We start from the raw sequence: 13,529 nt of genomic DNA, 5'->3' as shown, positions 1-13,529 counted from the left end.
CGCAGCGATTCCCTTGCCCGAGGAGGAGAGGCCACCTGGGGACGACCGGGAACCGCGGCGGCAACGGGTCCGCAGGAAAAAGCCGCGGCAGAGGGAGGGCTCCCTGCTGCAGCGGCTCTGGTGGAACCGGAAGACCCGGCTGGGGGTCCTGGCCCTGGGTGTCGCCGGCGGCCTCGCCTGGTTCTTCGCTCCCGCCTGGCAGGGGACACGGGGCGCCTCCCCCCGGCCGTCGCGGCAGGCCGTCACGAACGTCCCGAAGGCCCCCGCCACGGGCCCGGACGTCATCTCCGCCTTCATCGAGGATCCCTGGCGCAGCCAGTCCGCCATGCTGCTCTGGCGGGACCGGCCGGGCGCCTATCTGGTGCTCCAGGGCAACGCCGAGTACCAGGCCATCACCACCAACCACCTGAAGGATCGCCAACTCTGGCCAAAAGACACCTCCAGGATCGTGCGACTGCTGCCGGCCTGCGACACGGTGGGCCTGGTCACCCATCTGGCCAAGCTGCTGGAGACGTGGCCGAAACCCGGCCAGGTCACGATCGTGACCGCCCCGACCCACATGGAGCGCACCCTGGCGATCGCCCGGATCGTCTATGCCGGCACCGGTTGGCGGGTGGTCGGCTCCGAAGCCGAGACCGGTGATCTGCGGCCCGAATCCGAGTTTCGCCTCCGGCGCGACCAGCTGCGCGCCTCCCTCTGGCGCCTCACCGGATGGGATGGCCGCCTCGACGGCAACGACTGCGTCTGATCCCCTTGGTCCCCCCCATGCCTGCGCCGATCACGCTCTTCGGGGCCACCAGCCCGAGCGGCCAGGCCCTGATCCCTCTGGCGGCAGGGCGGGAGCTGGTGGTGGCGGGGCGCCGGCCGCCGCTGCCCCCGGCCAGCGGCGGCAGCGGCGGTGGCGAGGCACCGCCGTTCCTGCGCTGCGACCTCGAGGACACCGGTGCCGGGGCCGAGGTGCCGGCGGGGCTGCTGGTCAGCTTTGCCCCGATCTGGTCGTTCGCCCCCTGGCTGGAGCGGTTCGCCGGCCGCGACCCGGCCGGCTTCGGCCGGCTGCAGGGGGTGATCGCCTGCTCCTCCTCCTCGGTGATCACCAAGCGCTTCGCCGCCAACCGCTTTGACCGCGATCTGGTGCGGCGGCTGCGGCAGGCGGAGGAGTCGCTGAGCCGGACCTGCGCCGCCCACGCCCGCCCCCTGCGGATCCTGGCCCCCACCCTCATCTACGGCCAGGCCGGCCCCCTGGGTGATCGCAACCTCAGCCGGCTGCGCCAGCTGCTGCGCCGCCTGCCCCTGCTGCCCCTGCCCGGCGAAGGAGGGCTGCGCCAGCCCATCCACTGCCGCCAGCTGGCCGCCGTGGCCCTGCACCTGGCCGACCGCCTGGCCGAGGACGGCTTCGACCCGTCCCAGCCGGTGCACCTCCCCCTCGGCGGCGACGACACCCTGAGCTACGCGGCCATGCTCCGGCGCCTGCAGGACGCGACCGACCGGGGGGATCGGGCCCGCCGCTGCCGCCTGCTGGCGTTGCCGCCGCGCCTGTTCCTGTCCCTCGCCTCGCCGCTGCTGCTGCTCTCCCCGAAGCGCTTTGAGGCGGTGCTGCGCATGGGCGCCGACCTGGCCGGCTTCACGCCGGCCCACCACCTTCTCGGGGGATCCCCCGAACCCTTTCCCGTGCTGCCGCTGGTGCCATGACCCCCCTGCACGGCCTGGCCTTCCTGCTGCTGGGCGCCGGCCTCGGCGCGCTGCTGCTGCACCGGCTCCTGCCCCTGCTGCGGCGCCGGCTGGTGGATCAGCCCAACGCCCGCAGCTCCCATCAGCGACCCACCCCCAGGGGCGGGGGGCTGGCCTTCGTGCTCGTTGGCAGCGGACTGGCTCCGTTCGCCGGGGAGGGCTGGCCGGCCTGGGTTCCCCTGATCTGTCTGCCGCTGGCCCTGGTGGGCCTGCTGGACGACCGCCTCGGTCTGCCGGCCGCCTGGCGCTACGGCGTGCAGATCGCCACGGCCCTGGCGCTGGTGGCGATCTCACCCCTGGCCTTGCCCTGGTGGCTGGTGCCGGTGGCGGTGTTCGCGGCCACGGCGGTGATCAACTTCGTCAACTTCAGCGACGGGCTCGACGGCCTCGTCGCCGGCTGCGCCGCGGTGCTGCTGATCGTGGCCTTCCTGGCCATGGCCCCTGATGGCGGCCACGCCCTGGTGCCGCTGATCGGAGCCCTGCTGAGCTTCCTGGCCTGGAACTGGAGCCCGGCAAAGGTGTTCATGGGGGATGTGGGCAGCACCTTCCTGGGGGCGGTCATCGCCGGGATGGTGCTGCAGCAGGCCACGCCAGCCCTGGCCCTGGGTCTGCTGCTGGCGGGCTTCCCGCTGCTGGGGGACGCCTGCCTCTGCGTCCTGCGCCGGCTGGCCGCGGGGCAACCCATCTTCCAGGCCCACCGCCTGCACCTTTATCAGCGCCTGCATCAGGCCGGCTGGCCCCATGCCCGGGTGGCCCTGCTTTACATCGGCGCCACCGCCCTGCTGGGGGCGGCCCTGCTCCTCCAGGGCCTGCCCCTGGAGCTCGGCCTGCTGCTGCTGGAGCTGGCTCTGGGCCTGTGGCTCGATCGGCACCAGGCCGTCCCCTTCTCCCCCTGAATGGGCAGTAACGTCAAAAGGTGCAGGTATTGCCACGGCCATGATCCATTCCGGCATCACACTATTGGTGTGTGAGAATGACGATCTCCATGTGATTGCCTAGCCTTGCTCCGTCCAGTCGGCGCCAATCACCCCTCTCATGCATCTGCTGGCCTCCTGTTCGCTTGAGCGGAAGCGTTGCACGGGCAAGTCATCGAGGTAAGTCAACACTGGTGGGCAGCCATTCAGACGTCGCTTCCTTCTCTTCGCCGCAGCTTTTTTTCACCGTTGCATTCCCACTGCATCCCCACTGCATTCCCTGATTCGTCGATCACCGCCGAACTGAACGATTGATTCCCCAGCTCTCATTTCTTCGTTACGTGCAGAAGCAGCTGCTGGCCCGCCGGCTGCTGCTTGTGGTCTTCGATGGTCTGATGATCGTCGCCTCCTATCTCGGCGCCTTCATCCTGCGTCTGCCGGACGCCACCACCCTGAAGGGCTTCATGCCCTCCACGATCCTGCTGCTGCCCCTGGCCGTCATCACCGGCCTGCCCGTCCTGGTGGTCTCGGGCTGGTATCGGGGGCTCACCCGCTACGCCGGCAGCCACTCCCTCTACGGGCTGGTGCCCCGCTCCGGCGCGATGGTGCTGATCCTGCTGTTGAGCAGCACCCTGATCGGCGGTGCCCAGCCACCAAGATCCTTCTGGATTCTCTACTGGCTGCTGTTCACCGGCGGGGCCATCGCCAGCCGCATCGTGCTGCGTGACGTCCTGGTCCATCACCTCGATCAACGGGAGAACCACTCCCCCGGCGGCTCCCAGGGTGATGGCACCCTCATCTACGGCGCCGGTGCCTCCGGCATGGGTCTGCTGCTGGCCCTGCGCAACGACCCCCGCTTCCGCATCGTCGGCTTCCTTGATGACGCCGAGGGCCTGCAGGGCCGGACCCTCCAGAACATGGCCATCCACTCGCCCCTGCGGCTGCCCCGTCTGATCGAGCGTCACGGCGTCCGCAAGGTCCTGCTGGCGATGCCCACCATGTCGCGGCGGCGCAAACGCCTGCTGGTGGATCAGCTCACCCACCGGGGACTGGAAGTCCTCTCGGTCCCCTCGCTGGCCCAGATGGCCACCGGCCAGAGGATCGTCTCCGACCTGCAGCCGGTGGCGATCGAGGATCTTCTTGGCCGCGAACCCTCCAACCCCGACCCGGTGCTGCTCAAGGCCGGCGTCGAGGGGAAGGTGGTGCTGGTGACGGGCGCCGGTGGCTCGATCGGCAGCGAGCTGTGCCGCCAGGTCGTGGGCCTGGGCGCCGCCAGGCTGCTGCTGGTCGAGCGCAACGAATTCGCCCTCTACGCCATCGAGCGGGAGCTGGGCTCCAAACCCTGCGGCGTCGAGCTCCATGCCGTCCTCGGCGATGCCTGTGACGCGGCCCGCCTCACCCTGATCTGCCGTCAGCACCGGGTCGACACGATCTTCCATGCCGCCGCCTACAAGCACGTTCCCCTCGTTGAGGCCAACCTCTGCGCCGGCATCGCCAACAACATCGGCGCCACCGAGGCCGTGATCGCCGCCACCCGGGCCTCGGGCGTGAGCCGGCTCACCCTGATCTCCACCGACAAGGCCGTTCGCCCCACCAATGTCATGGGAGCGAGCAAGCGCATCTGCGAACTGCTGATTCAGGCCGCTGCTGCCGAGATCGAGGACGGTGGCCCGATCCTCTCGATGGTCCGGTTCGGCAACGTGCTGGGCTCCTCCGGCTCGGTGATCCCCCTGTTCCATCAGCAGATCTCCCGAGGTGGGCCGGTCACCGTCACCCATCCGGCCATCACCCGCTACTTCATGACCATCCCGGAGGCCGTCCAGCTGGTGCTGCAGGCCACCGGCATGGCCATGGGCGGCGATCTCTTCCTGCTCGACATGGGCGAACCGGTCCGGATCGCCGACCTGGCCCGCCAGATGATCGAGCTGTCCGGGCTGCGGGTGCGCGACGAGCACAACAGCGACGGGGACATCGCCATCCAGTACACCGGCCTGCGACCGGGGGAAAAGCTCTACGAGGAGCTCCTGATCAGCGCCGCCGACCAGCCCACCCAGCACCCGCTGATCCGCAGGGCCACCGAACCCCATCGGGACAGCGAACAGCTGGGGCCCCTGATCCAGCAGCTGCATGAGGCGCTCGCCCAGTGGGACGAAGCCGCCTCGAGCCAGCTGCTGCGGCGCCTGGTCCCGGAATACGATCCTGAAGAGGGTCTCCCGGCCTCCCCTCTGCTCGACGCCCTGGCCCGATGAGCAACACCATCGAGCGACTCTTCAGCGGCCTCCTTCAGAGGATTCCTCCGGGCTGGCGGGCCGCGATCCCGGCCGTTCCCCCGCCCACGCCCCGCAACCTCTGGCTGGCCCTGGCCGCTGCGGTGGCGGTCCAGAACATCGCCGTCTTCCAGAGCAGCCAGAGCGAGCACATCACCGTGTTCGCGGTGCTGGTGTGGGGGGGGGCGGTGATCTGCATGGAGGACCAGTTCGAGGACCTCCGGCCCAGGCCAGGCGCCTGGGGACTGGTCATCGGCAGCCTGCTGCTGGTCTGGGTCCTGGCCCGCTCGGCGCTGATCCTGCACTGGGACGGTCTGCTGTTCGCCCTGGCGCCGATCGGCGGCCTCAGCCTGGGTCTGATGGCGGAGAAACCGGCCAGCCTGGGCCGTTTCCGCGATCCGCTGCTCTGCCTGATGCTGCTTCCAAGCTTCGCCCTGCTGATGCGGACCCTGCCGGAAGCCCCCATCAGCCTGCTCACCGCGAGCCTCTCCGGTCTCTGGCTGAGCGTGCTCGGACTCGACGTCACGGTGAACGCCCGCAGCGTGCTGCTGCCAGGCGGCGGCGTACGGGTGCTCGGCCCCTGCAACGGGGTGGACCTGATGGCCCAGATCCTGTGCGTGGGCGTCATCTTCCTGCTGGCCTTTCCGATCCGCTCCTGGACCAGCCGTGCCGTGGTGCTGCTGATGGCGCCGGTGATCGGCCTGGTCTGCAACACCTTCCGCATCGCACTGCTGGCGGTGTTCGCGGGCAACGGCCAAGGCAAGGGCAGCTGGCTGTTCGATTTCTTCCACGAGAGCACCGGCTCCCTGGTCTTTTCCGGAGTGGCGGTGATGATCTTCGGCATGGTCTACATGCGGCTGCTCGAGCGGGAACTTCCCCCCCTGCCCGCCCCGCCGCAACCGGGGGAAGGAGCGTGATCACCCCTCCCCTTCTGGTCCGCTGGTACGGCACCTTCGCCGTCGTTGCGGCCCTTCTGGCGACCCAGGCGATCCTGCTGCCGCGCTGGCCCGCGGCACCGCGTGCCCTGCCGGCTGAGCAGCTGGAAGCGGCGCTGCGCGGGGCCCAGCTGCTGACGGAGACGGCCCCCAGCCTCGCCCCCCCCTGGCCGGCGAAGCGCAGCTACGAACTGGCCACCACGGCGCCGGTGGTCCTGCCCCTGCAGGAGGGGTTCGAGCTGACCCTGATGGGCGGCACGGTGCGCCAGCGTTTCAACTTCCAGACCAGTGTCATCGGGCGGGACCAGGCCAGCCTGAATCTCATCCAGCGCCGCCTGATCGGCAGCCCGGTCCCGACGGCAAGGGGACTGACCAAGGACCGCCCCACCCTCCAGACCTGCCTGATGTCAGGCCCTGGCCCGGAGAAGCCCTTCGGGGTCACCCGTGAACAGCTCACCACCCTCGCCGATCGTCTGGCGGCCGGCAGGGAGTCCGCCATCGAGAAGGTGATCGGGCTCCAGCCCCATCGCACCTATGCCTGCACCCTGATCAGCCTGCGTGGGCCCAAGGGAAAGCCCCCTTCCGACCGCCTCTGGCAGCAGGTGCTGGCCCTGGTGGAGCCGGTGCTGCGAACCCGGACGTGAGCGCAACCGACAAGCGCCACCCGTCGAGGGCACGCCGATGATGGGCCCCCTGCGGCGGTTTCTCCAGAGCCTGAGGCAGGACCGGCCCCTGCCGCCGATGCCCGACCGCTCCCTGCCCTGCAGCTGGGTGCTCAACGGTCAGCTGGCGATCGGTCCCATGCCGCGCACGGCCAGGCATTGGCAACAGCTGGAGGAGGCCGGGATCCGCAGCCGCTTCAGCTGCTGCTATCCGGAGGAGGAAAGCGCCCTGATCGTTCCCCCCGGCTGGAGCAGCGACCGGGTCTCCCTGCCCGACCACAGGCAGCAGGAGCCGCTGCGCCAGGAGCGACTGGCCCTGGCCCTGGCGAGGGCGGAAGCGCTGGTGAACCAGGCCGCTCCCATCTATCTGCACTGCATGGCGGGGTACGAACGCTCCCCCCTTCTGGCGGTTGGCCTGACGGCCCGACTGCGCGGCATCGATCCGCTGGCGGCCCTGGCCTGGGTGCGTCGCTGCCACCCGATGGCCATGCCCATCTATGACCACCTGGTGATGCTCGAAATGCTGCTCTGCACCCGCCCAGCCATGGGCGAGGGTTTGGAGACGGGGCCGGTGGAGCCCCTCCTTGGCGGGGGGAAGGGCCCCTGAAACGGGCCCTCACCTGCAGCGAACCCTGAGCTGAAACGAACCCTCAGCCCCTGTTCCCGAAGCGCTTGCGCAGCCAGCCCATCGGGCCGCCACCACCATCACTGGAGGGACGGTGGCGACGGGAGGAAACCCTCTCGGCGGGAGGCAGGGAACTGGAGGAGCCGGCGCTGGGTCCGAGGCCGCCATTGGAGGCGACGGGCGCAGACCCCTGATCCTCGTCCTCGCGGTAGTAGGTCTTGACGTCGGATTCGCCCTCGTTGTAGCGGGCGGAGATGTAGGAATTGGTCGCGGCACCCTTCATGTAGCTGTCGCGATAGCGCTGCACATAACTGCCGAATCCACCGGTGGAAGGTTCGCTGGCGCTCTTGGCGTAACCCGACGCCGAGGCGTAGGCGTAGTGGTAGTAGTAGCCGTATTCGTAGCCGTAATCGTTGAGGCGGCTGGGGAAATTGACCTGGTTGCAGATGATGCCGAGCACATCCACCCCGGAGGCCCGGATGCGACGGCTGGCCTGGGGAGCCAGCTCACGACTCACCTTGCCGAGGCCGACCAGGAAGAGGATGCCGTCGAGCTTCTCTCCCAGCAGGATCGGATCGGCCAGCATCAGGCAGGGAGGCGCATCCACGACGATGATGTCGTAGCCGGGAAGGGCACGGATCTCGTCCATGACTTCCTTGCAGCGGGTTGAGTTGAGCAGCTTGGCCGGATCGGGCGGCTTCGGGCCGGCCGGAAGCACGTCCATGTTCTCGGCGATGGAGTGGATGAAATCCGTCGGTTTGCGCGTTGAATCCGAGAGCAGGGTGGAAAGGCCGTCGCCCTGCTCCACACCCAGGTAGCGGGCCTGCATCGGCAGCCGCATGTCGGAGTCGATGACGAGCACCTTGAGGCCGAGGTCGGCCAGGGTGCGGGAAAACACCGCGACCGCGGTGGACTTGCCTTCCCCCTGGGTGGAGGAGGTGATGCCCACCATGCGGATGCTGCTGTCGGCGCGGAGCAGTCGGAAGGTGGTGAACAGGCTGCGCAGCGACTCCTTGATGGCGAAGCGCTCGCTCGAGGACATCTTGGAGATGCTGGTGGCGATGTCGACACCGGGCTCGAGGGGCAGGTAGGGGATCAGACCCAGAACCGGCAGCTGCAGGTCCTTCTCCACCTCCATGGGGGTGTGGAAGACGTTGTCGGTCCGCTCGCGGAGGATGGCGGCGCCGAGACCGGCCAGGAGACCGATCATGATCGCCCTCAGCAGGTTGCGCTGGATGTTGGGCTCCACCGGACTGCCGCCGAAATCGGGAGGTCCGATCACTTCCCAGGGGGAAATGGAACGGGCCATCTCGAGCCGGTAACGCTCCCTGGCCTGGATGTAGGAGGAGTACTGCTCCCTGGCGATCGAGAGCCGCTGGTTGATGTTCTCGAACTCCGACATCTTCTGGGGATTGTTCCGGAAGTTCTCGCTCAGCAGAAGGATCTGACGGTTGATCTCATCCTGCTGGGCCACGTTGGAAAGCAGCCGGGCCTTGACGGCGTCGGCAGCCTGCCGCTGCACAACGGGGAGCAACTGGTTGCGGCGGGCGATCAGGGACTGAACGATCGGAGAGTTGTCCTTGAACGTGCCCTTGGCGGTGGCCAGTTCCTGTTCAAACTGGTTGAGGAGGTCAAGGGGCGTCTTGGTGCCGCTGGCAGCCTCGGCTCCGGAAGATCCCCCCCTGCCCGGCACCAGAACGCTGTTCCGACCCAGCTGCTCAAGGGCGGTGGGGGCACCGCTGGGGGTGAACTGCAGCTTGCCGGTCTGGATCGATTTCAGCTGGCTGTCGAGCTGCACCTGCTCGTTCTGAAGGGTGCGCAGCTGGTTGACCAGACCTTCGCGGGCCCCGAGGATCTGGCTGGCCGCCGTGGCCGGGTCAACGAAATTGTTGCGTTCCCGGAACCTGAGCATCTCCTGGGAGAGCTTGGTGACCCGTTCCTCGATCGCGGGGGCCTGCTCGTCGAGGAAGCGGACGCCGGAGTTGACCGCCGCCTGGCGCTGGGTCAGGGAGAAGGCGGTGTAATCCTTGGCGAGCTGGCGCAGGATCGCCTTGCCCTTGGCTGGATCGGGCCAGCGCAGCGACACGTTGAGGACGTTGTCGACCCGGGCCGACTCCTGGTTGATGGAAAGGTTGCTCTCCAGGGCCCGGAGCGGCACGCCCTGACGCTGGGCGACCGGCCCGAGCAGCAGGGGGCTGCGCATCAGAACGATGAGACTGGGCACATCGGTCTTGATCTCGCTGCGGGCGATCGTCTCAACGGAACCGCCGCCGCCGCCGCCGCCAGGGTTGTCGAAGGGGTTGCTGATCTGCATCTGGAACCCCCCCTGGTAGACGGGGGAGAAGATGCGCTGACGCAGCGTGTTGATCGCCAGAACGCCGGTCACCACCGCGAAGGTGATCAGAAAGATGGACTGACGGCGCTTGACCGTCCGTACGAGGCCCCCCAGGCCGCCGCCGCCGGACTGGCCCTCGCCGATGGGGCTGAGGGGGCTCTGCTGCGACGGATCGAAAGCGCCTGGACCCGGACCACCCGCGGCAGGAAGGGACAGCGGGCGCGTGGTTCCACCCGGAAAGGTCTCAGGAGGAACACCCGTCGTTGTCACGTTATGAACCGCAGGGAAAGTTGAGCCGATGATAATGGCAACCAGCAAAGAATGCCCCCTTGACTCGGGCGTCTATGGTGGTAATCCGATTAATGTCCTTCGGTGGCTTCTCCTCCCAGAACATCTGTACGCCAGGGATCTGCAGGCCAGTCGGCACGCCGGGAATCTGCCGCAGGTCAGGGATCTGCAGCATCTGACAGAACCTCCCGTGGCAGGAGCCTTCGCCCCACGATCCGGCGGCGTCTTTCCTCCCTGAGCGCACTGGGTCTGGTCGGTGCGATGGTGGCTCCGACAGGCCTGAAGGCCTCGGTGCCCCAGGGGGTGGCGCCCCATTCCCCCTGGCGCGGTGCCGCGGCCGTGAGCGCCGCTCCCCTGGCTGGCCCCGCCTCCTCGGCCCCTCTGCCCCTCACGGTCACGGAGGTCTACAACGATCTTTACGTCCTCGGCCCCGGGGATGGTCTGCAACTCACCTTCACCGACCCTTCCGCCTCCGCCATCGGCGGTGCGGTCTCCATCCTTCCCGACGGCACTTCGACCCTGTCGCTGCTGGGATCGGTGCAGCTCACCGGCCTGACCATCGGCCAGGCCACCCGCTGGCTCACCTCGCTCTACGCGAAGCAGCTGGTGCGGCCTGAGCTGATCCTGAGCCTCGTTTCGCCCCGCCCCGTGAAGGTGACCATCATCGGCGAGGTGGGCCGTCCTGGCCTCTACCCCCTGGCCTCCTTCTCCACACCTGTTTCCGCGATCCAGACCGCCGGCGGCGTCACCCTGAACGCCGACATCCGCAAGGTGCTGCTGCGGCGTCTGGCCGGGCCCGACGGCAGTCAGAAGCAGACCGTTCTGGACCTGGCCCAGGTCTTCCAGGTCGGCAACCAGCGGCAGAACCCGATCCTGTTCGACGGCGACACGATCGTGGTCGCCCGCACGGAGGATCTGATCCCCGAGGAAATCCTCCAGATCGGCGCCACCAACCTGGCCCCGGCCACCATCAATGTCTCGGTGATCGGCGAGGTCCGCAGCCCCGGCAACCTCAGCCTTCCCGCCAACACCCCCCTGGCCGAGGCCATCTTCCGGGCCGGTGGTGCGGAGAACTGGCGGGCCAACAAGAACGACATCGAGCTCGTCCGCCTCAACCGCAACGGCACCACCACCCGGGAGGTCTACAGCTACCGGGATGGGATCGGCGTCTCCAAGGGGCTGAATCCCCCGCTCCGGGACAGGGACACGATCATCGTCAATCGCACCTTCTACGCCGAGGCCCTCGACGTCATCAATCAGGTCATCGTTCCCCTCAGTCAGGCCGCCAGCTCCTATTATTTCTTCCGAGATACATTCAACGGCAACAGAAACAACAACAACTTCCGCTGACAACCGCTTCTCGAGCCCTCCCATGTACCGCGAACCCACCATCAGCCCCAAAGCCATCGCCTGGGCCCTGCTGAGCCAGTCCATCTGGCTGCCGCTGCTGGCCATCGATGCCCACGACCGCTGGCAGTCGCGGGTCAAGGACATGACCATCCCCCAGCCGGCTGATCCGAAGGGGACGGACGAAGCAATCGCCTCAGCGCCGGAAGCAACGGCCACCACCCCAGCGCCCGACACCTCCTCGCCCCTCGACGACCTGGGCACCACCACCGGCCATGTGCTGAGTTCGGCCTCCGAAAAGATCGGTTCGCTGCTGGATGCCCCCCTCGCACGCAGCCTCGATCTCAGCGGTCCCTCCAACGTGTCGCGCGCCCGGCCCGATCCCGGTCGCCGTCCGGCGGTCGCCCGCCGGAGTACCGCCCCGGTCCAGTTGGCCAAGGCCCCGTCCCGCCCGGCGTCCTTCCGCATCGATGGGCCTCCCCTCGGCACCACCGGCCTGGGCAGCGCCCAGACCCTGCTGCAGCGCAACTTCTCGAATTCCGAGCTCCTCGGTGGTGTGCTCACCATCCAGGACCTTGGCCTGCCCGCCATGCCGACCGTGGCCCGGGCGGAGCGGGCCCGCTGGGCCAGCAGCGGCGATCCGATGGCTCCCATTCCCCAGAACCTGAGGGAACCGATGCGCCAGGCGATCCGCACCCTGCCGACCCCCACGCCCACCAAGACGGCCAAGCTCCAGCAGGCCCGGGTCATCCATGTGCCCTCGACCCGGGTCAGCAAGCCCACCCAGGTGCCCCTTGCGATCCAGGCCGACGGCAGCGTCGATGTGCTCAGCCAGCCGGACGATCCCGCGGTGATCGAGGACATCAAGGAGTGGTCCAGCCGCCAGCCGGCCCAGGCCCCCGGGACCGTCACCCCCACGGTGGTGAACCTGCAGCCGCTCCCGGCTGAGGACAGGGCCACCCCCGCCCCTGTGCGGGTCTCGCCGGTGGCCAGCAGCGCCCCGATCGCCCCGCCGCCGCCCCCGGCCGCTGCCACGGTGGCCCCTGTGGCGGAAGCTCCCGCCCCCACCCCGGCCCCGGCCGGTCCAGCCGGCGCCGTGGTGGCCCAGTGAAGCGGATCCGGCTCCACTCCGGCGGCGCCCCCCTGGTCGGTCTGGCCTGGCTGGCCCTGGCCCTGGCTGCCGATCCGGGTCGGGCCCAGTCGCTGCCGGCGCCACCGGCTCCCTGGGTCCCCATCGCCCCGGAGCCCGCGGCGGCCGGCTGGGAACCCGTCACCGACGCGGCCACCCTTCCTGCCGACTACCTCCCGCCTCCGGCCAACCGGGATCCCGCCGAGCTGGCGATCGTGCCGCGTCAGGGCAAACCGATCGAGAACGTGGGCATCTACGGCATCGGTGGGGGCGTCAATTTCGGCAGTGACCTGCCCAACAGCGGGGTGTTCACCGGTCGGATCGGGTACAAACTCAATGAAACCCTGGCGGTCTCCCTGCGTCCCAGTGTGATCTTCGGCAACCGTGATGTGCTGGGCCGCTACAACGGCCAGACCTCCTTCCAGTTGCCCCTCACCCTGGATCTGTTCCGTCGCTCCGTGGTCTCCCCCTACTTGGGGGGCGGTATCGCCACCAACACCTATTCCACCGGCCAGACGAACGCCATGCTCACCGGCGGCGTCGATCTGAACATCACCCAGAACGTGACCCTCGGGTTCAACGTCAACTACGTCTTCCTGCCCGATGGCGTCACTTTCGACGCCCTTCAGGCCATGACGCTGCTCTACCTGAAGTTCTGAGGCCGAAGCCAGGATGTTGGCCGGGTTCGTGGCTCAGTCAGCCACGGCCTCGATGGCGGCGGCGATTGCCTGACGCTGTTCGGCGTCGTACCCCCAGCGGTCGAGGAAGGCCCTGTCCTCCGCCACCACCGCCTCGGTTGCACCGTCCTCCGCGGCGGCCGCCAGCAGGGTCTCGAGGCGCTGCTTCACGGCCACCGGCTCCAGCTGGCGCAGCAGCTCGGTGCTGCGCAGCTGGACGCGCTCCGAGCCGGCCTGGTGCTCCCGGTCCCCCGAACGCCGGTGGTGCAGCACCATCGCCGTGCTCATGGCCAGATTGCGCGCGGTGAGATCCACCACCCCCGGACCCGCCTGCCGCAGGGCGACCACCAGGGGTTCCGGCAGCCGGTCGAGCAGGGGCGCCTCGCCGGTGAGGCCGACCACGAAAAAGCCACGGGCCCCGTCCCGGCTCGCCACCAGCTCCCCCACCCGATCGGCCAGCACCTCATCGCTGAGTTCCCCGGCTTCCCAGAGGCCGATCCACTGGGCCGCGATCTCCATCGCCTGGGGGAAGCTCGGCGCCAGGGGGGCCCCGTTCAAGGGGGTCTCGGTCAGCGGGGCGTCATCGGTCATGGCGGCGGACGGGCGGCGGGGCCCGCGGACT

Annotated in this window: 12 protein-coding genes; 10 read left to right on the top strand and 2 right to left on the bottom strand. The window is 68.9% G+C overall.

Annotated features, from left to right (window positions below; translation table 11 throughout):
- Window positions 1-13: 13 nt before the first annotated feature.
- From KUG39_RS03585 to KUG39_RS03555, 7 genes are all read left to right on the top strand, one after another.
- Window positions 14-748, top strand: coding sequence for a YdcF family protein (locus KUG39_RS03585; protein ID WP_094585477.1), 735 nt, complete (start codon window positions 14-16; stop codon window positions 746-748).
- 17 nt (window positions 749-765) lie between these two features.
- A complete protein-coding gene (locus KUG39_RS03580; RefSeq protein ID WP_216913009.1) occupies window positions 766-1,689 on the top strand; it encodes an SDR family oxidoreductase in 924 nt (307 codons plus the stop codon).
- Complete coding sequence (locus KUG39_RS03575; protein ID WP_216913007.1) at window positions 1,686-2,624, top strand: MraY family glycosyltransferase; 939 nt, start codon at window positions 1,686-1,688, stop codon at window positions 2,622-2,624. Before KUG39_RS03580 ends, KUG39_RS03575 begins: the two co-directional genes overlap by 4 nt.
- Before the next feature lie 329 nt (window positions 2,625-2,953).
- Complete coding sequence (locus KUG39_RS03570) at window positions 2,954-4,891, top strand: polysaccharide biosynthesis protein (protein ID WP_216913005.1); 1,938 nt, start codon at window positions 2,954-2,956, stop codon at window positions 4,889-4,891.
- Window positions 4,888-5,826, top strand: a complete 939-nt coding sequence (locus KUG39_RS03565) for an exosortase/archaeosortase family protein (protein ID WP_094585473.1) — start codon at window positions 4,888-4,890, stop codon at window positions 5,824-5,826. Before KUG39_RS03570 ends, KUG39_RS03565 begins: the two co-directional genes overlap by 4 nt.
- The gene (locus KUG39_RS03560; protein WP_216913003.1) at window positions 5,823-6,488 is read left to right on the top strand and encodes a hypothetical protein; all 666 of its coding nucleotides are present in this window, start codon (window positions 5,823-5,825) and stop codon (window positions 6,486-6,488) included. The genes KUG39_RS03565 and KUG39_RS03560 overlap by 4 nt, the downstream gene beginning before the upstream one ends.
- A 40-nt stretch (window positions 6,489-6,528) precedes the next feature.
- Complete coding sequence (locus KUG39_RS03555) at window positions 6,529-7,113, top strand: protein-tyrosine phosphatase family protein (RefSeq protein WP_216913001.1); 585 nt, start codon at window positions 6,529-6,531, stop codon at window positions 7,111-7,113.
- A 43-nt stretch (window positions 7,114-7,156) separates the two neighbouring features.
- Here the strand turns inward: KUG39_RS03555 and KUG39_RS17535 are convergent, their stop codons facing one another.
- The gene (locus KUG39_RS17535; protein WP_216918212.1) at window positions 7,157-9,517 is read right to left on the bottom strand and encodes a GumC family protein; all 2,361 of its coding nucleotides are present in this window, start codon (window positions 9,515-9,517) and stop codon (window positions 7,157-7,159) included.
- Between the two features lie 498 nt (window positions 9,518-10,015).
- Here KUG39_RS17535 and KUG39_RS03545 point away from each other — a divergent pair, with 498 nt between their 5' ends.
- The 3 genes from KUG39_RS03545 to KUG39_RS03535 are packed head-to-tail and all read left to right on the top strand — an operon-like array spanning window position 10,016 to window position 12,889.
- Window positions 10,016-11,104, top strand: coding sequence for an SLBB domain-containing protein (locus tag KUG39_RS03545; RefSeq protein ID WP_094585469.1), 1,089 nt, complete (start codon window positions 10,016-10,018; stop codon window positions 11,102-11,104).
- 22 nt (window positions 11,105-11,126) lie between these two features.
- Window positions 11,127-12,212: a hypothetical protein gene (locus KUG39_RS03540; protein WP_094585468.1), complete on the top strand. Its 1,086-nt coding sequence runs from the start codon at window positions 11,127-11,129 to the stop codon at window positions 12,210-12,212.
- Window positions 12,209-12,889 carry a porin family protein gene (locus KUG39_RS03535; protein WP_216912990.1) on the top strand — a complete coding sequence of 227 codons (681 nt, stop codon included), beginning with the start codon at window positions 12,209-12,211 and terminating at the stop codon, window positions 12,887-12,889. Before KUG39_RS03540 ends, KUG39_RS03535 begins: the two co-directional genes overlap by 4 nt.
- Window positions 12,890-12,922: 33 nt before the next feature.
- Here the strand turns inward: KUG39_RS03535 and KUG39_RS03530 are convergent, their stop codons facing one another.
- Window positions 12,923-13,498, bottom strand: coding sequence for a sll1618 family protein (locus KUG39_RS03530; RefSeq protein ID WP_216912988.1), 576 nt, complete (start codon window positions 13,496-13,498; stop codon window positions 12,923-12,925).
- Window positions 13,499-13,529 lie beyond the last annotated feature (31 nt).

The sequence above is a fragment of the Synechococcus sp. CCAP 1479/10 genome (assembly GCF_019038515.1).
GTDB lineage: Bacteria > Cyanobacteriota > Cyanobacteriia > PCC-6307 > Cyanobiaceae > Cyanobium.
This window is presented reverse-complemented; position numbering and strand designations above follow the sequence as displayed.